The 23,136-nt window shown below is 70.5% G+C and carries 23 protein-coding genes and 1 tRNA gene; 15 read left to right on the top strand and 9 right to left on the bottom strand.

From position 1 onward, the window contains the following. Positions 1 to 126: 126 nt before the first annotated feature. The 5 genes from SOM11_RS01460 to SOM11_RS01440 all read left to right on the top strand — a co-directional run bounded on the left by SOM11_RS01460 (position 127) and on the right by SOM11_RS01440 (position 4,602). Positions 127 to 1,170 (top strand): glycosyltransferase family 2 protein, encoded by a 1,044-nt coding sequence (locus SOM11_RS01460; protein ID WP_243214502.1) that lies wholly within the window; start codon positions 127 to 129, stop codon positions 1,168 to 1,170. Positions 1,171 to 1,178: 8 nt separating this feature from the next. Continuing rightward, positions 1,179 to 1,985 (top strand): CDP-alcohol phosphatidyltransferase family protein, encoded by an 807-nt coding sequence (locus SOM11_RS01455; protein ID WP_192059811.1) that lies wholly within the window; start codon positions 1,179 to 1,181, stop codon positions 1,983 to 1,985. Further along, positions 1,982 to 2,860 carry a glycosyltransferase family 2 protein gene (locus SOM11_RS01450; protein WP_320477100.1) on the top strand — a complete coding sequence of 293 codons (879 nt, stop codon included), beginning with the start codon at positions 1,982 to 1,984 and terminating at the stop codon, positions 2,858 to 2,860. The genes SOM11_RS01455 and SOM11_RS01450 overlap by 4 nt, the downstream gene beginning before the upstream one ends. Positions 2,861 to 2,915: 55 nt before the next feature. Continuing rightward, positions 2,916 to 4,199: a CDP-glycerol glycerophosphotransferase family protein gene (locus tag SOM11_RS01445; RefSeq protein ID WP_414655434.1), complete on the top strand. Its 1,284-nt coding sequence runs from the start codon at positions 2,916 to 2,918 to the stop codon at positions 4,197 to 4,199. A 97-nt stretch (positions 4,200 to 4,296) separates the two neighbouring features. Continuing rightward, positions 4,297 to 4,602, top strand: coding sequence for a helix-turn-helix domain-containing protein (locus SOM11_RS01440; protein WP_192059812.1), 306 nt, complete (start codon positions 4,297 to 4,299; stop codon positions 4,600 to 4,602). A 15-nt stretch (positions 4,603 to 4,617) separates the two neighbouring features. On the opposite strand, the gene SOM11_RS01435 is transcribed toward SOM11_RS01440, so the two are convergent. The 5 genes from SOM11_RS01435 to SOM11_RS01415 all read right to left on the bottom strand — a co-directional run bounded on the left by SOM11_RS01435 (position 4,618) and on the right by SOM11_RS01415 (position 8,147). Continuing rightward, complete coding sequence (locus tag SOM11_RS01435; RefSeq protein WP_192059814.1) at positions 4,618 to 4,899, bottom strand: hypothetical protein; 282 nt, start codon at positions 4,897 to 4,899, stop codon at positions 4,618 to 4,620. A 118-nt stretch (positions 4,900 to 5,017) separates the two neighbouring features. After that, the gene (locus SOM11_RS01430; protein WP_243214505.1) at positions 5,018 to 5,803 is read right to left on the bottom strand and encodes a hypothetical protein; all 786 of its coding nucleotides are present in this window, start codon (positions 5,801 to 5,803) and stop codon (positions 5,018 to 5,020) included. A gap of 9 nt (positions 5,804 to 5,812) precedes the next feature. After that, on the bottom strand, positions 5,813 to 6,589 hold the full coding sequence (locus SOM11_RS01425) for an ABC transporter ATP-binding protein (protein ID WP_192059818.1): 777 nt from the start codon (positions 6,587 to 6,589) through the stop codon (positions 5,813 to 5,815). Between the two features lies 1 nt (position 6,590). Further along, positions 6,591 to 7,376, bottom strand: a complete 786-nt coding sequence (locus tag SOM11_RS01420; RefSeq protein ID WP_192060190.1) for an ABC transporter permease — start codon at positions 7,374 to 7,376, stop codon at positions 6,591 to 6,593. A 57-nt stretch (positions 7,377 to 7,433) separates the two neighbouring features. Then, positions 7,434 to 8,147 (bottom strand): NTP transferase domain-containing protein, encoded by a 714-nt coding sequence (locus tag SOM11_RS01415; RefSeq protein WP_243214506.1) that lies wholly within the window; start codon positions 8,145 to 8,147, stop codon positions 7,434 to 7,436. A 260-nt stretch (positions 8,148 to 8,407) separates the two neighbouring features. Between SOM11_RS01415 and SOM11_RS01410 the strand changes: the two genes are divergently transcribed. The 3 genes from SOM11_RS01410 to SOM11_RS01400 all read left to right on the top strand — a co-directional run bounded on the left by SOM11_RS01410 (position 8,408) and on the right by SOM11_RS01400 (position 11,828). Then, positions 8,408 to 9,964 (top strand): ABC transporter ATP-binding protein, encoded by a 1,557-nt coding sequence (locus SOM11_RS01410; RefSeq protein WP_320476981.1) that lies wholly within the window; start codon positions 8,408 to 8,410, stop codon positions 9,962 to 9,964. Further along, positions 9,940 to 11,505 (top strand): ABC transporter permease, encoded by a 1,566-nt coding sequence (locus SOM11_RS01405; RefSeq protein WP_320476980.1) that lies wholly within the window; start codon positions 9,940 to 9,942, stop codon positions 11,503 to 11,505. Before SOM11_RS01410 ends, SOM11_RS01405 begins: the two co-directional genes overlap by 25 nt. Positions 11,506 to 11,567: 62 nt before the next feature. Beyond that, entirely contained in the window at positions 11,568 to 11,828 is a 261-nt protein-coding gene (locus SOM11_RS01400) for a DUF3039 domain-containing protein (protein WP_192059824.1), read from the top strand. Positions 11,829 to 11,873: 45 nt separating this feature from the next. On the opposite strand, the gene SOM11_RS01395 is transcribed toward SOM11_RS01400, so the two are convergent. Then, entirely contained in the window at positions 11,874 to 13,163 is a 1,290-nt protein-coding gene (locus SOM11_RS01395) for a nicotinate phosphoribosyltransferase (protein ID WP_192059826.1), read from the bottom strand. A gap of 60 nt (positions 13,164 to 13,223) precedes the next feature. Between SOM11_RS01395 and murI the strand changes: the two genes are divergently transcribed. From murI to rdgB, 3 genes are read left to right on the top strand one after another with little or no spacing between them, the layout of a single operon-like run. Beyond that, on the top strand, positions 13,224 to 14,108 hold the full coding sequence (gene murI / locus SOM11_RS01390; protein WP_192059828.1) for a glutamate racemase: 885 nt from the start codon (positions 13,224 to 13,226) through the stop codon (positions 14,106 to 14,108). Further along, the gene (gene rph, locus SOM11_RS01385) at positions 14,105 to 14,875 is read left to right on the top strand and encodes a ribonuclease PH (RefSeq protein WP_320476979.1); all 771 of its coding nucleotides are present in this window, start codon (positions 14,105 to 14,107) and stop codon (positions 14,873 to 14,875) included. Before murI ends, rph begins: the two co-directional genes overlap by 4 nt. Then, positions 14,872 to 15,459, top strand: a complete 588-nt coding sequence (gene rdgB / locus SOM11_RS01380) for an RdgB/HAM1 family non-canonical purine NTP pyrophosphatase (protein WP_192059832.1) — start codon at positions 14,872 to 14,874, stop codon at positions 15,457 to 15,459. The genes rph and rdgB overlap by 4 nt, the downstream gene beginning before the upstream one ends. Positions 15,460 to 15,481: 22 nt before the next feature. Here the strand turns inward: rdgB and SOM11_RS01375 are convergent, their stop codons facing one another. The 3 genes from SOM11_RS01375 to SOM11_RS01365 all read right to left on the bottom strand — a co-directional run bounded on the left by SOM11_RS01375 (position 15,482) and on the right by SOM11_RS01365 (position 17,638). Beyond that, the gene (locus SOM11_RS01375; RefSeq protein WP_192059834.1) at positions 15,482 to 16,207 is read right to left on the bottom strand and encodes a DedA family protein; all 726 of its coding nucleotides are present in this window, start codon (positions 16,205 to 16,207) and stop codon (positions 15,482 to 15,484) included. A 25-nt stretch (positions 16,208 to 16,232) separates the two neighbouring features. Further along, positions 16,233 to 16,314, bottom strand: a tRNA-Leu gene (locus SOM11_RS01370). Between the two features lie 70 nt (positions 16,315 to 16,384). Then, positions 16,385 to 17,638 (bottom strand): MFS transporter, encoded by a 1,254-nt coding sequence (locus tag SOM11_RS01365; protein WP_243215225.1) that lies wholly within the window; start codon positions 17,636 to 17,638, stop codon positions 16,385 to 16,387. Between the two features lie 59 nt (positions 17,639 to 17,697). On the opposite strand from SOM11_RS01365, the gene mnmA reads away from it, so the two are divergent. The 4 genes from mnmA to gatC all read left to right on the top strand — a co-directional run bounded on the left by mnmA (position 17,698) and on the right by gatC (position 23,135). Beyond that, complete coding sequence (gene mnmA, locus SOM11_RS01360; RefSeq protein ID WP_320476978.1) at positions 17,698 to 18,825, top strand: tRNA 2-thiouridine(34) synthase MnmA; 1,128 nt, start codon at positions 17,698 to 17,700, stop codon at positions 18,823 to 18,825. 10 nt (positions 18,826 to 18,835) lie between these two features. Next, complete coding sequence (gene ligA, locus SOM11_RS01355; protein ID WP_320476977.1) at positions 18,836 to 21,148, top strand: NAD-dependent DNA ligase LigA; 2,313 nt, start codon at positions 18,836 to 18,838, stop codon at positions 21,146 to 21,148. 184 nt (positions 21,149 to 21,332) lie between these two features. Continuing rightward, the gene (locus tag SOM11_RS01350; protein ID WP_320476976.1) at positions 21,333 to 22,718 is read left to right on the top strand and encodes an alpha/beta hydrolase; all 1,386 of its coding nucleotides are present in this window, start codon (positions 21,333 to 21,335) and stop codon (positions 22,716 to 22,718) included. Between the two features lie 117 nt (positions 22,719 to 22,835). After that, entirely contained in the window at positions 22,836 to 23,135 is a 300-nt protein-coding gene (gatC, locus tag SOM11_RS01345; RefSeq protein ID WP_055794582.1) for an Asp-tRNA(Asn)/Glu-tRNA(Gln) amidotransferase subunit GatC, read from the top strand. Position 23,136: the final 1 nt, after the last annotated feature.

Here is a 23,136-nt window from a genome sequence, read left to right as displayed (position 1 = left end):
GGGCGGGTCGTGGCGAGTGTCGCCGCGGCCCGCCCATCGCTGTTGATAGGCTCGCTGTCGATCGTCGGGGCATCCGACACGACCCACCGCGCCCCGTGCGCCGCGAGAACCCGAGGCCCGACCGACATGACACCGCTCGAGACTCCTCTGCCGGGTGTCTCGTACGTCATGCCCGTGCTGAACGAGGAGCGCGACATCCGCTCCGCCGTCGAGAGTCTCGTCGCGCAGGACTACCAGGGCCCCTTCGAGATCCTCCTGGCCCTCGGGCCGAGCGTCGACCGGACGAACGACGTCGTGGCCGAGATGTCGGCGGCCGACCCCCGCATCCGCAGTCTGGCCAACCCGGTCGGCTCGACGCCGGCCGGTCTGAACGTGGCGATCCGTGCCTCCGTCCATCCGGTGACCGTCCGCGTCGACGCGCATTCGGTGCTGCCGACCGACTACACCCGTCTCGCCGTCGCGGCCCTGCAGCGCAGCGGCGCCGACAACGTGGGCGGGATCATGAAGGCCGAGGGGCGCACCCCCTTCGAGAAGGCGGTGGCGCGGGCGTACGGCAGCCGCGTCGGGCTCGGAGGCACGCCCCACCATGTCGGGGGAGTCGAGGGGCCGACCGAGACCGCGTACCTCGGGGTGTTCCTCCGCTCGCGCCTGATCGAGGTGGGGCTCTTCGACGAGGGCATCAAGCGCGGTCAGGACTGGGAGCTCAACCGCAGGTTGCGCGCGACCGGCGGCACCGTCTGGTTCACCCCCGACCTCGTGGTCACCTACCGACCGCGTCCGAGCATCCGGAAGCTCGTCCGCCAGTTCGTCGCCACCGGTCTCTGGCGAGGCGAACTGGCGCGCCGGTTCCCCAAGGCCAACACCGTCCGCTATCTGGTGCCGCCGGTGATGGTGATCAGCGTGCTGCTCGGTCTGCTGCTCGGTCTCGTGGGTCTCGCAGCCGCGGTCGTGGGCAGTCCTCTCGCCTGGGCATCCCTCGGCCTCGCGGCACCCGGCGTCTACCTGCTGTTCGTCGTCGCCGCCGCCCTGCTGGCGGCGCGAGGCGAGAGCGTGCGGACCAGGTTGTGGTTTCTCGTAGTCTTGCCTTCCATCCACTTCGGCTGGGGCTTCGGATTCGTCTTCGGTTTCTCGAGCCTGACGAAGAACATCACCGCACACACCGGAAGATAGGCGATCCGATGACCGCCCCGCCCACGAGACCCTCGTCGATCGCCGAACTGCGTCGGGTCGCCCAGCCGCCCGAGGTCCGCAGCAGGGCGAACGCCGAGCACTGGACGGCGTCGCTCTACCTCCGCGACCTGTCGCCGTACCTCACCTGGATGCTGCTCAAGACGAGCGTCACGGCCAACGGCGTCACCGGGCTCATGATCCTCACCGGGTGGGCCACCGCCGCCGCCCTCCTCGTCCCCGGGGTCGGGGGCGCCGCTCTGGCGCTCGTGCTCGGGCAGCTGCAGATGCTGATCGACTGCAGCGACGGCGAGGTCGCCCGCTGGCGGCGGACCAGCTCGCCCGCGGGTGTGTTCCTCGACAAGGTGGGTCACTACTCCACCGAGGCCCTCATCCCCGTCGCCCTCGGCATCCGCGCGGCCGGGTACCCCTTCGATGCTCCCGGCGACTACCTGTGGACCACGCTCGGCTTCGCTCTGGCCCTCGTCATCGTGCTGAACAAGGCGCTGAACGACATGGTGCACGTCGCACGGGCCCACGCCGGCCTGACCCGACTCGAAGACAAACGTGGTGGGGTGAGCGCGCCCAGCAGCCGCCTCCTCTCGCGCCTGCGGGGCGCCGCCCGCTTCCTGCCGTTCCATCGTCTGTACCACTCCGTCGAGCTGACCATCCTCGCCTTCGCGGTGTCACTCGTCGGATTGGTCGTCGGCCAGCCGATCGCCGACCGTGTGCTCCTCTCGGTGCTCGTGCCGCTGGCTCTGCTCGCCCTCGTCGGGCACTTCGTCGCGATCATGGCGTCGAAGCGGGTGCGCTCCTGACCGGGTCCGGGCTGCCGCGCGTCGGGGTCGTCAGCCTCACGCAGGGGAGGCGCCCGGCCGAGCTCGAGGCGGGTCTGGCGAGTCTGCTCGCTCAGGAGGGCGTCGAGCTCGACATCGTCTGCGTCGGCAACGGGAGCGGCCCCGGCGATGTCCCGTCGGGCGTGCGCACCCTCGAGCTGGGCGACAACGTGGGCATCCCCGCGGGTCGGAACCGCGGCGCCGACCTCGTGACCGGCGAGTACGTGTTCTTCCTCGACGACGACGCGTCGTTGCCGTCGCCCCGCTTCCTGGCCGACGCGGTCGCGATCCTCGAAAGTGATCGGGGCATCGGCCTGCTGCAGCCCCGGGTGATGGACGCCCAGGGGGCGGCCAACCCCCGCCGGTGGATCCCGCGACTGCGGAAGGGCGATCCCCGCACCTCGGGCGACGTCTTCTCGGTCTGGGAGGGCGCTACGCTCCTGCCCCGCGACGTCTTCGACGCCTGCGACGGATGGGGAGAGCCCTACTTCTACGCGCACGAGGGCATCGAGCTCGCCTGGAGGGTCTGGGCCCAGGGGCGCCGAGCGCACTACGAGGGTGGTCTCGTGGCCAATCACCCCGCCATCGACCCGACCCGTCATGGCGAGTACTACCGTCTGAACGCCCGCAACCGGGTCTGGCTCGCCAAGCGCAACCTGCCGTGGCCCCTCGTCCCCGTCTACGTGGCGTCGTGGACGGCCGTCCAGCTGCTGCGCTGGGGACGGACGCCGTCGAAGCTGAGGCCGTGGTTCGCCGGCTGGGCCGAGGGGTGGCGCAGCCGCCCCGGCGGCCGTCGGTCCATCGGTTGGGTAACGGTCGGGCGGATGACGAGGGCTGGTCGACCGCCGGTCATCTAGCCTGGAACGACGGCGGAGGCGTTCCGCCGTCGCCCCTCGAACGGAGATCGACCCTGTGGCATTGACCCGTGACCTCACGCTCGCCTGGAGTCTCGTCGGTCGACTCGCGAAGTCCCGTCGCAGCCGCCGAGCACTCGAACGGACCGACGCAGCAGGGCGGGCCCCGCTCGACGGCACGGTGCGGGTGGCCGTCTACTTCGCCGACACGTCCGTGAACATGTACCAGATCCGCCAGTGGTACGGCCCCCTGGCGCGTCTGAACGAGCGCTGTCCCGTCGCCATCGTGGCGCGGTCTCCCGGTGCCACGGTCGAGCTGCTCGCCGAGTCGCCGGTGCCCGTGGTCTACGCCCGTCAGGTCGCCGACCTCGAGACGTTCGTCGCCTCCCAGCCCCTCGCGCTCACGCTCTACGTGAACCAGAACGCGAAGAACTTCCAGATGATGCGCTACGGCCGCATGTGGCACGTCTTCGTGAATCACGGCGAGAGCGACAAGATGTACATGACGACGAACCAGTTCAAGGCCTACGACTACGCCTTCGTCGCCGGCGACGCCGCACTCGACCGGCTCTCCGCCAAACTCTGGGACTACGACCTCGAGAAGCGCGCCGTGCCGATCGGCCGCCCCCAGGCCGACCACGTGGCCGGTGTCGTGCCGTTCGAGGCCGACGGCAAGACCGTCGTGCTGTACGCCCCGACCTGGGAGGGCGATCGGTCGTCGGCCGCCTACGGCTCGATCGCATCGCACGGCGTGGCCCTCGTGTCGGCGCTGATCTCGACCGGCCGTCATCGGATCGTCTACCGACCCCACCCTCGGAGCGGAGTGGTCGACCGCGACTACCGGCGGGCGCACGAGACCATCGTGAAGGCGATCGCCGCCGCGAACCTCGCCGATCCATCGGCGCAGCACGTCTACGATTCGGGGTCCGAGCTCGGCTGGCAGCTCGTCGTGGCCGACGTCGCCATCACCGACATCTCGGCCATGGTCTACGACCGGCTGGCGACCGGCAAGCCCCTCGTCGTGACGCGCCCCGTGTCGCCCGATGCGGACGTCGACGAGCGAGGGTATCTCGGCGATGCGGAATGGCTCACGGCGGCCGGTGCCGGCGATGTCGCCGAGCTCGTCGATCGCGTGCAGGCGGATCCGGAGGCGCGGGGCAGGCTGGACCACTGGGTCACGCATCACTTCGGCGACACGACGCCCGGCATGGCGACGCAGCGATTCGAGGCCGCGGTCGCCCGTCTCGTCGCGCTGCGGGACGAGTACGCGGCGACGCATCCCGTCGACGCCGACTCCGTCCGCCCCGCGCAGGACGACGCTGACGGCGACATCGACTCCTGATCACGGGAACGAGTCGCCAGGCACCAGGCGCCTGTGGATGAATGCATGATGTATTCAGCATCTGGATAGAGATCGCTGCATCGCGTATCCATGAGGTATGCCTGAGCCGACGTCGACCGCCGCCCGCATCTTCGGAGACCGAGTCCGGGAGGAACGCCAGAGGCTGGGGCTCACTCAGGACGAGTTGGCGCACCTGGCGGGAATGAACGTCTCGAACTACGGCAAGATCGAGCGCGGGATCGGCAACCCCGTGCTCCACACGATCGTGAGACTGGCCGTCGTGGTCGGTGTCGACCCTTCGGTGCTGGTCACCGGGATGACCGCGGAGCACCTCCCGCCCGTGCTCGAGACCTTCACGGCTGCCGACTACGTGAAGGAGCGCACCGCGCGGCGGACGAGCTGAACCCGGGGTCGGCGATCAGAAGCTGAACCGCCAGAGGAACTCCTCTCGCGTCGGCCGGAACCAGCGGACCACCGCGATGGAGTTCTGCGTGAGCTCGGAGGCGATGACGCTGACCGACAGGGCGTCGCCGGGGTCGAGCCTGTTCGTGGCGACGGGGACGAGCAACCCGCACCCGAGGAGGGTGACCCTGATGCCGAGGACGGGCTCGTCCGCCACATTGACCAGACGATGGACCCTGGGGGCCTTCGACCGATCGACGTGGAAGGGGACTGCGTAGGCGGTGGCTGTACTGGTCATGGCCCCACGGTAAGGAGCGCGACCGACGTCAGCCCCTCCAGCCTGTGGACGGCGTCCTCTTGTGGAGGGTCGCGATGGGCCAGCGGCGAGACGACGGGAGCGGACGGCCCCGGGGGTCTCAGGCGTCGAAGTCTGCTGCGAAGAACTGCGGTGCGGGGCCGAAGGCGTCGCGCGCGCTCATCACGACCTTCCGTCCGAGGAGGTGGTTGCCCGTGCCGCCCACCACGGCCCCGATGCCGAACGGGACGGCCCGCCCGATCACCGTGGCGGTCTGCGATGCGGCGAACCGACGGACGAACGACTTGCGGACCGAGTCGGTGAGACCGCTGATGGCGGCCTTGGGCAGCTTCTGCGTGACGAGCTCGCCCCAGAAGGCGGATCGCGCCGGCGCCGTCCCGAGGGCCTCGCCGGCGAACTGACGGACCAGGCTCGCCCCGGGAGCCCCCATCATCATCGCCATGACGAGGGCACGGGCTCGGTCGGGATCGGTGATGGCGATGCCGTGCACCTCGGTGACCGACTGGGCGAAGAGGGCGCTGGCTTCGAGGAACCCCGCGGTCTCGACACCCGACAACGCCAACGAGACGCCCCAGCCGACACCCGGGATGACGGCGCTCGCGCCCACCGCGGCGCCACCGGTCGTGACGGCGGTCAGGTACTCGCGCTCGAGGATCCGGATGAGCTTCTCGGGGGTCGCCTTCTTGTGACGACGACGCAGTGTCCGGACGTGCCGTACGACGACGGGTCGCTGGATGGCCAGGAGACGATCGAGGCGCTGGAGCCACGGCGACTCGGCGAACACCTCGCCGGATTCGTCACGACCCGACTCGACCTCCGTCCCCTGGGCGGGGACGACGGGGACGACGGGGGTCACGGGGGACGAGGGATCGTGCTTCGGGCGCATCGCTCGACCTTACGCCGCGGGCCGGGGAGGATGATCCGAGTTGTAGCGGGACAGTGCTTCGGCGAGTGGGCCGTCGAAGACCAGTGCGCCCTTGTCGAGATACAGCCCGCGGGTGCAGAACCGCGTGAGGTCGCGCTCGTTGTGCGAGACGAGGAAGAGCGTCCGCCCGGCGGCCAGCATCTCCTCGATGCGGCGGTAGCACTTCTCGCGGAAGGCCTTGTCTCCGACGGCGAGCACCTCGTCGACGAGGATGACGGGCTCCTCGAGTCGGGAGATGACCGCGAAGGCGATGCGTACCTTCATGCCGCTCGACAGGTGCTTGTAGGGCGTGTCGACGAAGGCGGCGATCTCGGCGAAGTCGATGATCTCGTCGAACCGCGCGTCGATCTCCGCACGTGTCATGCCGTGCAGCCCGGCCGTCAGGTAGACGTTGTCGCGCACCGTCAGGTCGGCGACGAAGCCTCCGGTGATCTCGATCAGGGGTGCGACCCCGCCCTCGACCGCGACCGTCCCCGTGTCGGGCAGGATGACTTCGGCGACCAGCTTCAGGAGGGTCGACTTGCCTTGGCCGTTCCGGCCCACGACACCGATGGCCTCGCCGGCGTGCACGTCGAAGGAGACGTCTCTCAGAGCCCAGAACTCGCCGGGACGGGAGCGGCGGCTGCTGTCGGCGAACAGGTCCTTGAAGGAGCGACGACCGCGGCGGTTGCGCCGGAATCGTATTCCGACTCCCTCGACGCGGATGACGGGATCGCCGGGCTGTCGAGTCGCGCTGGGGGCGGGCATGTCAGATCTCCTTCAGGACTGCGCGCTCGCTCGCCCGGAAGACGACCAGGCCGATGCCGAGGATGAGGATGCTCATGCCGGCCCCGACGAGCACCTCGAGCAGGTCCAGCTGGTCGGGGAAGAACGCCGCGCGGTACAAGCCGAATATGCCGCTCAGCGGGTTGAAGGCCGCGAGGAGGTGGAGGCTCTCGGGGAGGTTCTGAGTCCCGTAGATGATCGGCGAGGCGTAGAAGAGGAACCGGAGTGCGAGTTTCGTGGCCCTCTCGAGATCGCGGAAGAAGACCACGAGCGGGGCGACGATGAGGCCGACACCGGTGACCAGGATCGCCTGCATCACGATGGCCAGGGGGAAGTAGACCACCTGCCAGTGCAGCTCGGCCTTGGCCACGATGGCGAACAGCGCGAGGACCGGCAGGCTCAGGAGGAACTCGATGCCCTTGGAGGCGACGAGCCTGTTCACCCAGATGGTGCGAGGGATCTTGGTCGATCGGACGAGCTTGGACTCGCGGATGAACGCCCTCGTGCTGTCGGAGACCGCTCCGTTGAACCACATCCAGGCCAGGAGTCCGCTGAGCAGGAAGACGATGTAGGGGTCTTCTCCGACGTCGCGCTCGAAGACGACCGTGAAGACGAAGAAGTAGATGCCGGCCATGACCAGCGGATCGAGGATCGACCAGATGTAACCGAGAGCCGAGGTGGAGTAGCGGACACGGAGGTCGCGGGTGGTCAAGAGCCACAACGTCTGCCGGTACCGCGTGAAGGCGCTGCGCGGCGGACGTTCGATCATGGCTTGGCTCACGGGTGTCCTTCGTCGATCAGGACACCGACCTCAGACCTGCGTCGATCAGACGAAGAGGTTCGCGCGCTCCAGGTCTTCGGCGAAGTCGACCTCGACGGCGTAGAGGTCGGAGATGTCCACGGGCTCAAAGAGTAGCCCGTCCTGCTCGATCGCCAGTTCGATGCCACGCTCGAAGTAGTCCTGGTTGTCGACCTTGTTCAGCTGACGCATCAGGACGGCCTTGTCGCCGCGGGAGACGTAGTTGATCCCGACTGCCTCGCCGAGACCGCCGACGACCTGCTTGGAGAGCTGGGCGATGAAGCCCTCGGCGTCGGTCGTGTACTTGACCTCCTCGTCGGAGACCTTCGAGGTGTTGACGGTGACGAACGACTGATCGGCGCGGACCTGGCGTGCGGCGCGGCGGAGCGCCTCGGGGTCGAAGACGACGTCGCCGTTCATCCAGAGGACACCGCCGGAGGCGCTGGCCCGGAGGGCGCGCAGCAGGCTCTTGGACGTGTTGGTCTGGTCGTACTGCTCGTTGTAGACGAACGCGGCCGAGGGGAACGCCTCGACGATGTGCTCGAACTTGTAGCCGACGACGACGGTGATCCGTGCTTCGGGGCCGAAGGCCTCGTGGATGTTGTCGAACTGCTGACGCATGATGGTGCGGCCGTCGTTGAGTTCGGTGAGCGCCTTGGGCAGCGAACGGCCGAGGCGGCTTCCGAGGCCGGCGGCCAGGATGACGACCTGCTGGGGTGCTGTCGAGTCGGTTCTGCTCACGTCTTGTCTCCTCACAGGGGCGAGGTCGGGCGAGCCGACTCTCTGGGTGACCCGGCGGAGGATCCCGGCCGTCTCTGGCTCGGGTCCGTCTCGTGTTGGAGCGGTGTTCACCGCGGGGTCTCGATCTGGACACGTCGTTGTGCCTGGGGAGTCTATCGCGGGGGGCGCTTCTGGCGGTAGTGTCCGCACCCTCTTCGTTTCCCATTCGTGATGCGCCCCGGTAGGCCGTGCCGGTCCACGCGCGTTGGTACGGTTGACCGATGGCTGTGACGACGGACGACGAACAGGGCGACGAGCGCGCCGACGACTCGCCCCGTTCGGGCGACTCGGACGACGGCCGGACGGACACCACGACGGGGACTGCGATTCAGGGGGACGACATGGACGGCGACGGCATCGAGACCGGCCGCGGGGGCGACGAAGCGGTGGCGCCGACGCCGACCGTCCGATCAGGTGGTCGTGCTCCGCGTCGCCCCGCCACGCCGCGCTCTGCGGCCGATCGCTCCGCCGCCGCGAAGAAGGCGGCCGCGACCCGGGCCGCGAACGCCCGCGCACGGGCCGCCGAGGCGGCCGCCCGCGCGGCCGCCGAGGAGCTCGCCGCACGCGAGGCTGCAGCCGTTCAGGCGCAGGAGGACGCGACCACCGTCGCGGACGACGACGTCGCCGGCGATGAGGCTGAGCTCGTCGCCGAGACGGACGAGACCCTGCAGGCCGACCAGGCCACCGACACCGACCAGGACACCGTCACCGACGAGGCCACGGACACCGTGGAGGCCACGGACACCGTGGAGGCCACGGACACCGTGGAGGCCGTCGAGTCCGACGAGACCGTGGAGGCCTCCGAGGACGACGAGACGACCGCGGTGCGGGCTGACGCCGACGCAGTCGTCGGCACTCGAGACGAGGCGACCGGGCCCGAGCCCGTCGTCGGCACCCGCGACGAGGCGACCGGTTCCGAGTCCGACGTCGAGAAGGTCGTCGCCGTCGACGGGACCGATGCGCAGGAGGCTCCCGTCGTCGACGAGGCGACCCGCGCCTCCTCGGAGGCCGTCGAGGCGCCGGTCGTCCTGTCCATCTCGGGTCTCGTGAAGCGCTACGGCGCCACGACCGCCGTCGACGGCATCGATCTCGAGGTGAGAGCGGGTTCGTTCTACGGCATCGTCGGCCCGAACGGGGCCGGCAAGACCACGACCCTGTCGATCGTCACCGGTCTGCTGCGCCCCGACGAGGGCAGCGTCAGCGTGCTCGGCAGCGACGTCTGGTCCGATCCGGCCGCAGCGAAGCGCGCCCTCGGCGTGCTGCCCGACAGGCTCCGACTCTTCGACCGTCTGACGGGGGCTCAGCTCCTCTACTACTCGGCGACTCTGCGGGGGCTCGACGGATCGACGGCGCGCAAGCGCACATCGGACCTCGCAACGGCCTTCGGCCTGCAGGACGCACTCGGGCGGCTCGTCAGCGACTACTCGGTCGGCATGACGAAGAAGCTCGCCATCGCGGCCGCCATCATCCATTCGCCGCGGGTGCTCGTCCTGGACGAGCCCTTCGAGTCGGTCGACCCGGTGTCGGCGCAGACCGTGACCGACGTGCTGCAGCGCTACGTGGCGGGCGGGGGCACCGTCGTCCTGTCGAGCCACAGCATGGATCTCGTCGAGCGCATCTGCGACAGCGTCGCCGTCATCGTCGACGGTCACGTGCTGGCCAGCGGGACGGTCGACGAGGTCCGTGCCGGGCGCTCACTCGAGCAGACGTTCGTCGAACTGGCCGGCGGTCGGGCCGTCACGGAGGGCATGGAATGGTTGCAGAGCTTCTCCGACTGAGGCTCCAGACGATCGCCAACACGGTGCGCTTCGGTCCGCGTGCGCTGCTCGCCGCCGTCGTCTCGGTCCTCGTCGTCCTCCTCTCGTCCTCCGCGCTCTCGGCTCTGGCCGGCGGGCTCCGCGGTTCGTCGCTCGACGACGTCCAGGCCCTCGTCGTCGGTGGGGGCTCGCTGCTCCTGCTCGGCTACTTCGTCGTGCCGTTCGCACGGGTGCGCCCGCCCTGGGCCGATCCGCGCCGGCTCGCCCTCGTCGGCACGCCTGAGCCGGCCGCCGCCGCAGGGCTGGCACTCGGTGCCCTCATCGGGCTCCCCGCCTTCGCGCTCGTCGTGCTGTCGCCCGGGTACGTCCGTGCCTGGGAGGGCACCGGGGCGTCGGCGTCCGTCGCCGTGGTGGCCGCCGTCGCCGCGGGTGCGACGGCCTTCCTGCTATCGCTGGTCTCGTCCACTCTCAACACCGTCGTGCTCACCTCGCGCCGGTCGCGGCAGTTCCTCCTGGGCGGGGGAGTCCTCGTGGCTCTGCTCGTCGTGCCGTTGATCGTCGATCTGGTCCGCGCCTCCTGGACGGGCTCCGCGCCCACCGGCGTGCTGGCCGGGATCCTCGCCTGGACGCCGTTCGGAGCGGCCCTCGCGCTGCCCGGGCACGCCGCCGAGGGCGACACGGCACGGGTCGTGCTCGATGCGCTCATCGCGGCGGCCTCGCTGGTGGGGCTCTGGTGGGCCTGGCGCGCGCTCGTCGCCCGAGCGTTCGTCGATCGGCCCGAACCCGAGCTCGACGACGACACGAGCGGTCTCGGATGGTTCGAGTTCGTGCCGGCCACGCCGATCGGCGCGGTGGCCGCCCGGAGCCTGACGTACTGGATGCGCGACGCGCGTTACCGGATGTCCCTCGTCGTCATCCCGATCATCCCTCTGCTCGTGATCCCGCTGGGCATCGCGGGCGTGAGCTGGAACTGGCTGGCGCTCGTCCCGGTGCCGCTGATGTGCCTGATCGTCGGGTTCCTGCCGCACAACGACGTCGCCTACGACAGCACGGCGCTGTGGCTGCACGTGGCCGCCGACACGAAGGGGTCGTCCGACCGGATCGGTCGACTCGCGCCGCCCCTCCTCATCGGCATCCCTCTCGTCGTCATCGGCTCCGCCGTCGCGGTCTGGGCCTTCGGCGACTGGCGCGCCCTCTGGTCGGAGATCGGGATCGGGTCCGCCCTGCTGCTCAGCGGACTCGGCCTCTCCAGCGTCATGTCGGCGGCCATGCCCTACGCGACCGTGCGTCCGCACGACGATCCGTTCCAGCAGCCCCAGTCGAGCGGCTCGTCGTCGGTGCTCTCCCAGACGCTGATGATCGGCGGGGCGCTCGTCTCGGCCGTCCCCGCGCTCTGCTTCGCGGCCCTCGACCTCTTCGGCGGCGACACGTCGGCGGGTCCGTGGTCGATGGTGTCCGGTATCGCGGTGGGTCTGGTCGTGCTGATCGTCGGGGTCGTCGTCGGCTCCCGCGTGTTCACGAGGCGCGCGCCCGAGCTGCTGGCCTCCGCTCTCCGCAGCTGACGGCGCGATCCGAGGGGCAGCCCCTCGACGCGGGTGCGGCCCGGCGTCGTACCATGGTCGGCATGAGCAACACGGAAACCGGCGGTGGCCTCGACGTCCTCGATCGCGAACTCGAGAAGCTCCTCAACGAGGAGAACATCGACCCGGGCGATCACGAGCGCTTCTCGCACTACGTCAAGAAGGACAAGATCATGGAGTCCGCCTTGAGCGGCAAGCCCGTCAAGGCGCTCTGCGGCAAGAAGTGGACCCCGGGTCGCGACCCGGAGAAGTTCCCGGTCTGCCCGACGTGCCGCGACATCTACGAGAAGATGACGAAAGAGTAGAACCGCGCACCACCTGATCGTGGCGCCCGGGCACCCCTCGCCCGATCAGGCGTAGACGGTCGGGATGACGGGTTCGCCGCGACCGAGGCGGAATGCGCCGGCAGGCAGCTCGGCGACCGCGGTGCGCCTGTGCTCGCGTGCTCGCTGGACACCGGCGTGCCCCATGAAGCGCTCGTCGACGACGCCGCCCGTGACCAGCGGGACGAGCAGGGCGCGTTCACCGTCGGCGGTCTCGTGGTCGCCCACGCGGACGAGCTCGGTGGTGGCGACGCCGCCGGACAGCACCCGCACGGGAGCCTTTCGGCCGCCGACGCTCGCCTTGTCCGCCGACTTCTTCGCGACGGAGAGCCACGCGCCGTCGCCGCCCCGGCGGGCGACGAGCTTGTAGACCATCCCCGCGGCCGGATGCCCGGACCCGGAGACCACCGACGTGCCGACTCCGTAGCTGTCGACGGGCGCGGCTCGCAGGGCGGCGATCGTGTACTCGTCGAGGTCGTTGGTGACCGTGATGCGGGTGCCGGTGGCCCCGAGGCCGTCGAGCTGACGACGCACCTGCGCCACGAGCGAGGGCAGGTCGCCGCTGTCGATGCGCACGGCGCCGAGGCCCGTGCCCGCGACCTCGACGGCCGTGCGGACCGCCTTCTCGATGTCGTAGGTGTCGACGAGCAGAGTCGTGCCCGAGCCGAGGGTGGCGACCTGCGCTCGGAAGGCCTCCTCCTCGCTGTCGTGCAGCAGGGTGAAGGCGTGCGCGGCCGTCCCCATGGTGGGGACGCCCCAGGTGCGACCGGCCTCGAGGTTGCTCGTGGCGTCGAAGCCCGCGATGTAGGCGGCTCGGGCGGCGGCCACGGCGCTCCGCTCGCCGGTGCGTCGCGAGCCCATCTCGGCGAGGGGGCGACCGTCGGCTGCGGCCACCATCCGCGCTGCGGCGCCGGCCACCGCCGAGTCGTAGTTGAAGACGCTGAGCGCGAGCGTCTCGAGCAGGACCCCCTCGGCGAAGGTCGATTCGACCACCAGGATCGGCGAGCCGGGCAGATAGACCTCGCCCTCGGCGTAGCCGTGCACGTCGCCCGAGAACCGGTAGTCGGCGAGCCAGTCGATCGTGGCGCCGTCGACGATGCGCTCGTCGCGGAGCCAGGACAGCTCGGCGTCGCCGAATCGGAAGCGGGTCAGCTCGTCGAGGAACCTGCCCGTCCCGGCCACGACGCCGTAGCGGCGCCCCTCGGGGAGGCGACGGGCGAACACCTCGAAGACGCTGTCGCGGTGGGCGGTGCCGGCGCGGAGCGCGGCCTCGACCATCGTCAGCTCGTACCGGTCGGTCAGCAGTGCACTGGTCACGGACTCAGCCTAGGCCGCGCGAGCCGGGCGGACCGCACGAGCCGGGTAGGCTGGGCGACCGTGACGGACGCACCCATCGGAGTCTTCGACAGCGGGGTCGGGGGGCTGACGGTGTCCCGGGCCATCATCGACCAGCTGCCCCGCGAGTCCATCCTCTACGTCGGCGACACCGTCCACTCGCCCTACGGGCCGAAGCCGATCGCGACGGTGCGCGAGTACGCCCTCGCCGTCATGGACGACCTCGTCGAGCAGGGCGTCAAGCTGCTGGTCATCGCGTGCAACACCGCGTCGGCAGCCGTCCTCCGAGACGCTCGCGAGCGCTACACGATCGGCCGGGGCATCCCGGTCGTCGAGGTCATCCAGCCCGCCGTCCGGTCGGCGGTCAAGCAGACCAGGGCGAGACGCATCGGCGTGATCGGCACCGAGGGGACCATCAACTCGCGCGCTTACGAGGACGCCTTCGCGGCGGCGGCCGACCTCGAGCTCTTCACCCGGGCGTGCCCCCGGTTCGTCGAGTTCGTCGAGGCGGGCGACACGTCGAGCGCCGAGCTGCGGGCCGTCGCCGAGCAGTACCTCGCCCCGCTCCGCGACGCCCGGGTCGACACCCTCGTGCTCGGCTGCACCCACTACCCCCTGATGTCCGCGGCCATCCAGTACGTGATGGGGCCTGACGTCCATCTGGTCTCGAGCGCCGACGAGACGGCCGCCGACGTCTACCGCACCCTCGTCGACCACGACCTCGAGGCCCCGGCGGGCAGCGTGCCCCGCTACGAGTTCGAGGCGACCGGCGACGACCAGGGGTCGTTCCTCCGTCTCGCCAAGCGCTTCCTGGGGCCCGAGATATCCCGGGTCGGCCATCTCGAGACCGGCGCGATCGACCTCCCCCCACGACCTTCCCGCACGACCGAGCAGGGGCCGAGCACCGGCCCGAGGAGAACAGCATGAGCGACGACACGACCACCAGCACCAGCACCAGCACCAGCACGACCGTCCGCGCCGACGGTCGACGGGTCGACGACCTCCGCGCCGTCACCATCGAGAAGGGCTGGAGCTCGCAGGCCGAGGGCAGTGCGCTGGTCTCGTTCGGCGACACCAAGGTGCTCTGCACCGCGTCGTTCACGAACGGCGTCCCCCGGTGGCTCACGGGCAAGGGCAAGGGCTGGGTGACCGCCGAGTACTCGATGCTGCCGCGGGCCACCAACTCGCGCAACGACCGCGAGAGCGTCAAGGGCAAGATCGGCGGTCGCACCCACGAGATCTCCCGTCTGATCGGTCGCAGCCTGCGTGCGGTCGTCGACACGAAGGCTCTCGGCGAGAACACGATCGTGCTCGACTGCGACGTGCTGCAGGCCGACGGCGGCACCCGCACCGCGGCGATCACGGGCGCCTACGTGGCTCTCGCGCAGGCCATCGAATGGGGTCGCGAGAAGAAGTTCATCGCGCAGAAGGCCTCGCCCCTGACCGACAGCGTCTCGGCCGTGTCCGTCGGCATCATCGACGGCGAGCCGATGCTCGATCTCGCCTACGTCGAGGACGTCCGCGCCGAGACCGACATGAACGTCGTGGTCACGGGCAGCGGTCTCTTCGTCGAGGTGCAGGGCACGGCCGAGGGCGCGCCCTTCGACCGTCGCGAGCTGGGCGAGCTGCTCGACCTCGCCGTCGCGGGCGCCGCCGATCTCACGCGCATCCAGCTCGAGGTGCTCGGCAAGTGACGAAGGTCGTCATCGCCACGCACAACCAGGGCAAGGTGGCCGAGCTCCGACTGCTTCTGGCCGAGACGGCGCCGGGCGTCGAACTGGTCGCCTACGACGGACCGGAGCCCGTCGAAGACGGCGACAGCTTCGTGGCCAACGCGCTGATCAAGGCGCGGGCGGCCGCCGAGCACACCGGGCTCCCCGCGCTCGCCGACGACAGCGGCATCTCGGCCGCCGCCCTCGACGGCGCACCGGGAATCCACTCGGCGCGCTACGCCGGCACCCGAGACGCCGACGACAACATCGACAAGCTTCTCCGCGAGGTCTCGGCCCACGACGACCGCTCCGTCTGGTTCTCGTGCGCGGCCGCGCTCGTCGTACCCGGCGAGGAGGCGTCCGAGCACGTCGAGTCGGGGGAGTGGCGGGGGACCCTGCTGGAGGCGCGGGTCGGCTCGAACGGACACGGCTACGATCCGGTCTTCCGCCCCGACGGCGAGACCCGGAGCGCGGCCGAGCTGACGACCGACGAGAAGAACGCGGTCAGTCACCGCGCGAGGGCGTTCCGGGCGATCGCGCCCTACGTGGCGGCGCTGGCGGACTGAGTCGACCCGCGCCTCCTCGGCGTCAGCCCTGGTGAGGCGTGCCCGAGACCTCGGACGCGCCGGACAGGTCGACGTCGTCGGATCCGCCGGTCGGCCCGGTCTTCTTGGCCTGGTGCACGCCGTGGAGGTAGTGGATCGCGATCGGGACGACGGTGGCCAGCACCGCGCCGAGCAGGATCAGATCGATGTACGAGCTGACGAAGTCCGCGATCGGGGGGATGTGCCCGATGCCGAAGCCCAGCAGGGTGATGCCCATTCCCCAGACGACCGCCCCGATCGCGTTGAAGAGCGAGTAGCGGCGATAGCTCATGTGGCCGACGCCCGCCATGATCGGCGCGAAGGTGCGGACGACCGGCACGAACCGCGCGATGATGACGGCCATCGGGCCGAACCGCTCGAAGAAGGCGTTCGTGCGGTTCACGTTCGCGACGCTGAAGAGACCGCTCTCCTTCCGCTCGAAGATGCGGGGCCCGACCTTGTGTCCGATCAGATAGCCGAGCTCGCCCCCTGCGAAGGCGGCGATGCTGATGAAGACGGCGATCAGCCAGATCGGCATGCCGAGGGCGCCCGGGTTCGTGGCCGCCAGGATGCCCGTGATGATCAGCAGGGTGTCGCCCGGGAACAGGAACCCGATGAGCAGTCCGGTCTCGGCGAAGACCAGGACGCAGACGCCGAGCACGGCCCACGGGCCGAACGCCGAGAGGAGGTACTCGGGGTCGAGCCAGGGGATGGAGACGAGGGGCAGCATCGGGTTGTTCTCCGGTCGGGTCGAGTGCGGGAGAAGGGACTTGAACCCTCACGCTCGAAAGCACAGGAACCTAAATCCTGCGTGTCTGCCAATTCCACCACTCCCGCGGCAGGGTCAGTGTAGCGAGCCGCTCGACGGGAACGCGATCGCCTGCCGGCACCGGACGGGCAGGAGGCGCTACCGCTGCGACCGGGGCACGTGCGGCGAGTACCGGGGCACGTAGCGCACCAGGATCGCCGCGCCGATCAGCCCGAGCACGCCCATCACGCCGCTGGCCACCGAGATCGAGACGAGGGCCGTCACGGCCGAGATCAGCAGGGGCGCACCGGCGCTGCCCGCGTCGCCCGTGAAGCGCCAGGCGCCGAGGAACGGCGCGGGGTCGCGCTCGTCGGCGAGATCGGCACCCAGGGTCATGAGGATGCCGCTGCCCACCCCGTTGGCGAGCGACATGAAGACCGCGACGGCGACGAACCACCCCACCCGGGCGTCGAGGTCGTGGGTCAGCGAGAGGGCCAGGTAGGAGACCCCCAGGCCCACCATGCAGGGCACGGCGCTCCAGAGGCGGCCGAAACGGTCCATGATCTGACCGCTCGTGTAGAAGAGCGCGAAGTCCACCGCGCCCGCGACGCCGATGATGATCGCCGTCTCGGACGCCCCGAGTCCGATGCTGACGGCCCACAGGGGGAGCATCACCTGCCTGCCGGAGCGCATGGCCCCGATCAGCGCCGCACCGCTGCCGAGCTTGACCAGCACCCCGCGGTGTCGCCAGAGCGTCGCGAAGAGCCCCTGGCGCTCCAGGGCGACGAGATCGGGCTCGTCGGAGGCCCGACGCGCGGCGGGGCGCTCGCCGAACGAGGCCGCCGGATCGCGCAGGACGAGCAGCGACACGGCCGCGCCGAGGCAGCCGACGATGTGCACCACGAACGCGGACTGCACGCTGCCGGTGAGCTCGATCACCCCCGCCGAGAGGAACGGCCCCACGAAGTAGCCCAGCCGGAAGACGCCGCCGAGGCTCGACAGGGCGCGGGCGCGGATGGCTACGGGCACGAAGCTCGTCATGAACGCGTGCCGAGCCAGGGCGAACACCGCGGTCGCCAGACCGATCACCAGCACGCCGATCGCCAGGACGACCTCGTTCGGGGCGAGGAGGCAGGTCACCAGCCCGCCGATGCTGACCAGGGAGGCGCCGATCATGCTGCTGCGCTCGCCGACCCGCGAGACCAGCCAGCCGCTCGGGATGTCGCCGATCAGCTCGCCCACGAGGATGAGCGCCGCGACGAACGCGGCGAACGGCAGGGAGGCGCCGAGTCCGCTCGCGACGACGGGGATGATCGGGATGATGGCGCCCTCGCCGATCGCGAACAGGGCCGCGGGGAGGAAGGCGGCCAGAGCCACCGACCGCATGCTGAAGTCGGGCGCGGAGTCGGTCATGTCGTCGGCCAGACTAGCTCCGCCCCGGCGCGGGCCCGTCCGCTGCGTACACTTGTCGGATGAAGGTTCTTGCAGCGATGAGTGGCGGCGTCGACTCGGCGGTCGCCGCAGCGAGGGCCGTCGAGGCCGGTCACGACGTCGTGGGGGTCCACCTGGCGCTCAGCCGGATGCCGGGCACCCTGCGGACGGGCAGCCGCGGCTGCTGCACCATCGAAGACAGCATGGACGCGCAGCGGGCGGCCAACAAGATCGGTATCCCCTACTACGTCTGGGACTTCAGCGAGCGGTTCAAGCTCGACGTCGTCGACGACTTCGTCGCCGAGTACACGGCGGGCCGCACCCCGAACCCCTGCATGCGCTGCAACGAGCGCATCAAGTTCGCCGCCCTGCTCGAGAAGGCGCTCGCCCTCGGCTTCGACGCGGTCTGCACGGGGCACTACGCGACCATCCTCACCGACGACCAGGGCAATCGCGAGCTGCACCGCGCCTCCGCGTGGGCCAAAGACCAGTCGTACGTGCTCGGGGTGCTGACGACCGAGCAGCTGGCGCACTCGATGTTCCCGCTCGGGGCGACGCCGTCGAAGGCCGAGGTGCGCGCCGAGGCCGCCGAGCGCGGCTTCAGCGTCGCCACGAAGCCCGACAGCCACGACATCTGCTTCATCCCCGACGGCGACACCCGCGGCTGGCTGGCCGACCGGGTCGGGGCCGAGACGGGCGAGATCCTCGACCGCAGCGGTTCCGTCATCGGCAGCCACGAGGGCGCGCACGCCTTCACCGTCGGTCAGCGCAAGGGGCTCAACATCGGGTTCCCGGCGGACGACGGCAAGCCCCGGTTCGTGCTCGAGGTGCGTCCGGTCGACAACACCGTCGTGGTCGGGCCGAAGGAGGCCCTCGACATCGCGGAGATCGCAGGCGGCTCGTTCACCTGGGCCGGTCTGCCGCCGGTCGACCCGACCACCGCGTTCGACTGCGATGTGCAGATCCGCGCGCACGCCGACCCCGTGCCCGCAGTCGCGCGGGTGTCGGTGGTCGAGGGTAAGACTGAACTCGTGATCACACCTCGCGAACCCCTCAACGGAGTCGCCCCCGGGCAGACCGCCGTCGTCTACGTCGGCACCCGGGTGCTCGGCCAGTGCACCATCGACCGCACGGTCAGCGCCGTGCCGGTCCCGGCCGTCGTCGCCTGAGCAGCCGGCCATGAGCGACAGTGACGCCGTTCCCGCCGACCTCGCCGAGGCACGTGACGAGGCCGAGGGCCTCACCGCACGGATCCTCGATCTCCGCGACCAGTACTACGAGTCGAACGCTTCGACGGTGTCGGACTCCGAGTACGACGCCCTGGTGCGGAGGCTCGACGCGATCGAGCGGGCGCACCCCGAGCTCCAGAAAGACGACAGCCCCACGCAGACCGTCGGCGGCCGGGCCGAGACCACGCAGTTCGCCCCGGTCGAGCACGCCGAGCGCATGCTCAGCCTCGACAACGTCTTCAGCGACGACGAGCTGGCCGAGTGGGCCGCGAAGGTGCAGCGCGACTCGGGGTCCGAGCGCGTCCGGTTCCTGACCGAGCTGAAGATCGACGGTCTCGCCATCAACCTCCGCTACGAGAACGGCGTGCTCGTCACCGCCGCCACCCGCGGCGACGGCGTCGTCGGCGAGGACGTCACGGGCAACGTGCTCGTGATGGGCTCGATCCCCGAGCGCCTGTCGGGCACGGGTCACCCGCCCCTGGTCGAGGTGCGCGGCGAGATCTTCTTCCCCGTCAGCCAGTTCGACGAGTTGAACGCGCAGCAGCGCGAGGCAGGCGAGCGGGTCTTCGCCAATCCCCGCAACGCGGCCGCCGGGTCGCTCCGTCAGAAGGAGGAGGGCAAGAGCCCCGAGAAGCGCGAGCTGATGCACGCCCGCCTCCGTCGCCTGCGGATGCTGGTGCACGGCATCGGCGCGTGGCCGGTCGGCGACCTCGAACGCGCCACCGAGGTGCGTTCGCAGTCGGAGGTCTACGAGCTGCTGGGTGGCTGGGGTCTGCCCATCTCGACGCACCATCGGGTGTTCGACACGGTCGCCGACGTGCAGGCGTTCATCCACGACTACGGAGTGAGGCGCGCGTCGGTCGAGCACCAGATCGACGGCATCGTGATCAAGGTCGACGACCTGGCGCTGCACGAAGAGCTGGGCTCGACGAGTCGTGCGCCACGGTGGGCCACCGCGTTCAAGTACCCGCCCGAAGAGGTCAACACGACTCTGCTCGACATCGTCGTCAGCGTGGGGCGCACCGGTCGGGCGACGCCGTTCGCCGTCATGGAGAAGGTCGAGGTGGCCGGCAGCGAGGTGCGGCAGGCGACACTGCACAACCAGCAGGTCGTCAAGGCCAAGGGCGTGCTGATCGGCGACACCGTCGTGCTGCGCAAGGCCGGCGACGTCATCCCCGAGGTGCTGGGGCCGGTCATCGAGCTTCGGGACGGCACGGAGCGCGAGTTCGTCATGCCGACCGACTGCCCCGAGTGCGGCACACCGCTCCGACCCGCCAAAGAGGGCGACATCGACCTCCGCTGCCCCAATGCCCAGAGCTGCCCCGCGCAGGTGCGCGGTCGGGTCGAGCACATCGCGTCGCGGGGGTCGCTCGACGTCGAGGGGCTCGGCGAGGTCGCCGCCGCGGCGCTGACCCAGCCCGTGGAGCCCGCCGAGCCGCCGCTCCGCACCGAGGCGGGGCTGTTCGACCTCACGATGGCCGACATCTTCCCGGTGAGGGTCGTCGTCCGCGATTCCGAGACCGGCATGCAGAAGCTCGAGGCCGACGGGGCTCCCAAGCTGGTGACGCCGTTCCGGCGTCGGCGGACGAAGCGGGACGGCCCGTTCGACCCCGACGCCGACGGGTTCTCGGGCGACGAGACGTCCGTCCCGTCCAAGAGCGCCCTCGAGATGCTCGGCAACCTCGACAAGGCGAAGACGAGCCCGCTCTGGCGCATCCTCGTGGGTCTCAGCATCCGCCACGTCGGTCCGGTGGCCGCACGAGCTCTCGCGAACCACTTCGGCTCGCTCGACGCCATCCGATCCGCCGACCGCGACGAGCTGGCGGCCGTCGACGGCGTCGGCGGCATCATCGCCGACGCCCTGATCGACTGGTTCTCCGTCGACTGGCACGTCGAGATCATCGACCGGTGGGACGCCGCTGGTGTGCAGTTCGCCACGCCCGGGCATCCGGGGCCGGGGGCTGCCGAGACGGCCGGCGGGGTGCTCTCCGGGCTGACGGTCGTCGCCACCGGGAGTCTCGAGGGGTTCAGTCGAGAGGGAGCCCAGGAGGCCATCCTCGCCGCCGGCGGCAAGGCGGGCAACAGCGTCAGCAAGAAGACCGACTTCGTCGCCGCCGGGCCGGGGGCCGGTTCGAAGCTGACGAAGGCGGAGGCTCTCGGCGTCCGCATCATCGACGCAGCGCAGTTCCATGTCCTCCTTAAGGAGGGCCCGACGGGGCTGGCCGAGCCCGAAACGGGGGACGATACCGACATCGAGGCGTAGCGCATCTGGTGGGGCGTCATCGGCTCCCCCTACGATATGAGCGCACATCGTCTTCGGGCTGTAGGGGGTTCGGGGTACAGGTGTGCCTCGAGGGGGAAGACCCGACGTGCTGTTCCTCGCTACAGCAATCCTTTCCGCATCGATCCACCTCCTCGGAGCGATCGATGCACCGGCGACATCGGTCGTGCCGTCCGAGGCCGTGTCGACGGCTCACGCCGAGGTCGAGACCGCTCTCGTCTCCGCGAGTGCGACCGTGCCAGCACGGGTTCCGGCCTGGGCGGGACCCGAGGCGGGGGAGTCCGCCGACGCGGTCGCCCTGGCGTGCGGTGGAGAGACGACCGAGGGCGTCGACGGGGCGGGTTGCCTCGGTGAGCTGACCCGCGCCTCCTCGGAGTCCGTGCGGTCGTTCGCTGCGCACCTGGACTCGGCGGGAGACGACGTCAGCGCACTGTCGGCCGCGGTGACCGCCGACGTCGAAGCCGACGTCGTCGGCGACTGGTGGGCAGCCCTCGACCCGTCGCGACGGAACGAGCTCATCGCGCTGGCACCCGGTCTCGTGGGCAACCTCGAGGGGGTGCCCTACGGCGTGCGCGACGGAGCGAACCGGGTCTTCCTGAGCGAGGCCGTGGCGGCCGTGGACGACCGTCTCGCGAGCGGCGAGGCCGGCCCTGACGACGTCGCCCGCGCCGCGATGCTCGCCGCCGTCGGCGAGGCCCTCGCCGATCGCACCAGCGGAGCGGCCGACCGGCAGCTCGTCCTGCTCGACACGGTCATGCCGGGTCGGGTCGCCGTGTCGATCGGGGATCTCGACGCGGCCGACGACGTCAGCATCCTGGTGCCGGGGATGCTCTACGGGGTGACCGGTCAGGTCGTCGACTGGTCGATCACGGCCGGTGGGCTCTACGACGAGCAGTCGAGCTGGGCGGGCCTGCCATCCGGACGGGCGGCCGCCGACGCCCCCTCGACCGCCGTCGTCGCGTGGATGGGCTACCGCACGCCCGATCTGACCAACGTGTACTCGCTCGACCTCGCCCGGGTCGGCGCCGGGCACCTGGTGGACTCGCTCGCCGGGCTCGACGCCGCACGCTCGGCGCACCCCGCGAGGGTCACCGTGGTCGCGCACTCGTACGGTTCGACGACCGCGACCCTCGCGCTGTCGTCCGGGCGGACCGTCGTCGACTCGCTCGTGCTGCTCGGCTCGCCCGGGAGCGTCGTCGAGACGTCGACCCAGCTCGCCGTGCACGGCAGCGACGTCTACGCGGCGGCGGGCAGCTTCGACCCGGTGGCCGGCAGCGGCGTCTTCGGCGCCGACCCCGGATCGCCGGGCTTCGGCGCGGTGATGCTGCACACCGGGGGAGGCCTCGACGGCGTGACCGGAGAGGCCCTCGCCGCGGCGCTCGGGCACAACGACTACCTGCGCCCCGGCACCGAGTCGCTCCGCAGCATCGCCCTGATCGGACTCGGTCGCGGCGACCTCGTCGACTCCGACGAACGCACCCCGGGCACCGGAGGCCCGGTGCTCCCCGACATCACGCTCGTGCGCCCGCAGGATCTCTACGCCCGCGACTGAGAAGGCGCAGGAGGCGCGGGTCGACTCGCACCGCGCCTCCTCGGTCGGAGCCTCCCCGTAGAATCGACGGCGACCCCCAAGCGCAGTACCCCCACACGATCCCTGTGACGGAGCACCATGTCTGACATCACGCGCGAGCAGGTCGAGCACCTCGCCGGTCTCGCCCGAATCGCCCTCACCGCCGACGAGATCGACACGATGACCCGAGAGCTCGGGCAGATCGTCGACAACGTCGCGAAGGTGGCCGAGGTCGCCACCGACGACGTCCCCGCGACGAGCCACCCCATCCCGCTCGAGAACGTCTTCCGCCCCGATGTCGTGGGCGAGACGCTCACGGCCGAGCAGGCGCTGTCCGGCGCCCCCGACCACGACGGCTCGCGCTTCAGAGTGAGCGCCATCCTCGGAGAAGAGCAGTAGA

Source organism: Frigoribacterium sp. CFBP9029, assembly GCF_034045305.1.
Taxonomy (GTDB): Bacteria; Actinomycetota; Actinomycetes; order Actinomycetales; family Microbacteriaceae; genus Frigoribacterium.
This window is presented reverse-complemented; position numbering and strand designations above follow the sequence as displayed.

Bases quoted from the DNA above. Each gene is read 5' to 3' on its own strand.
- SOM11_RS01460 (WP_243214502.1), top strand. From the start codon at position 127: ATGACACCGCTCGAGACTCCTCTGCCGGGTGTCTCGTACGTCATGCCC.
- SOM11_RS01455 (WP_192059811.1), top strand. From the start codon at position 1,179: ATGACCGCCCCGCCCACGAGACCCTCGTCGATCGCCGAACTGCGTCGG.
- SOM11_RS01440 (WP_192059812.1), top strand. From the start codon at position 4,297: ATGCCTGAGCCGACGTCGACCGCCGCCCGCATCTTCGGAGACCGAGTC.
- SOM11_RS01435 (WP_192059814.1), bottom strand. From the start codon at position 4,899: ATGACCAGTACAGCCACCGCCTACGCAGTCCCCTTCCACGTCGATCGG.
- SOM11_RS01430 (WP_243214505.1), bottom strand. From the start codon at position 5,803: ATGCGCCCGAAGCACGATCCCTCGTCCCCCGTGACCCCCGTCGTCCCC.
- SOM11_RS01425 (WP_192059818.1), bottom strand. From the start codon at position 6,589: ATGCCCGCCCCCAGCGCGACTCGACAGCCCGGCGATCCCGTCATCCGC.
- SOM11_RS01420 (WP_192060190.1), bottom strand. From the start codon at position 7,376: ATGATCGAACGTCCGCCGCGCAGCGCCTTCACGCGGTACCGGCAGACG.
- SOM11_RS01410 (WP_320476981.1), top strand. From the start codon at position 8,408: ATGGCTGTGACGACGGACGACGAACAGGGCGACGAGCGCGCCGACGAC.
- SOM11_RS01405 (WP_320476980.1), top strand. From the start codon at position 9,940: ATGGTTGCAGAGCTTCTCCGACTGAGGCTCCAGACGATCGCCAACACG.
- SOM11_RS01400 (WP_192059824.1), top strand. From the start codon at position 11,568: ATGAGCAACACGGAAACCGGCGGTGGCCTCGACGTCCTCGATCGCGAA.
- rph (WP_320476979.1), top strand. From the start codon at position 14,105: ATGAGCGACGACACGACCACCAGCACCAGCACCAGCACCAGCACGACC.
- SOM11_RS01375 (WP_192059834.1), bottom strand. From the start codon at position 16,207: ATGCTGCCCCTCGTCTCCATCCCCTGGCTCGACCCCGAGTACCTCCTC.
- SOM11_RS01365 (WP_243215225.1), bottom strand. From the start codon at position 17,638: ATGACCGACTCCGCGCCCGACTTCAGCATGCGGTCGGTGGCTCTGGCC.
- mnmA (WP_320476978.1), top strand. From the start codon at position 17,698: ATGAAGGTTCTTGCAGCGATGAGTGGCGGCGTCGACTCGGCGGTCGCC.
- ligA (WP_320476977.1), top strand. From the start codon at position 18,836: ATGAGCGACAGTGACGCCGTTCCCGCCGACCTCGCCGAGGCACGTGAC.
- gatC (WP_055794582.1), top strand. From the start codon at position 22,836: ATGTCTGACATCACGCGCGAGCAGGTCGAGCACCTCGCCGGTCTCGCC.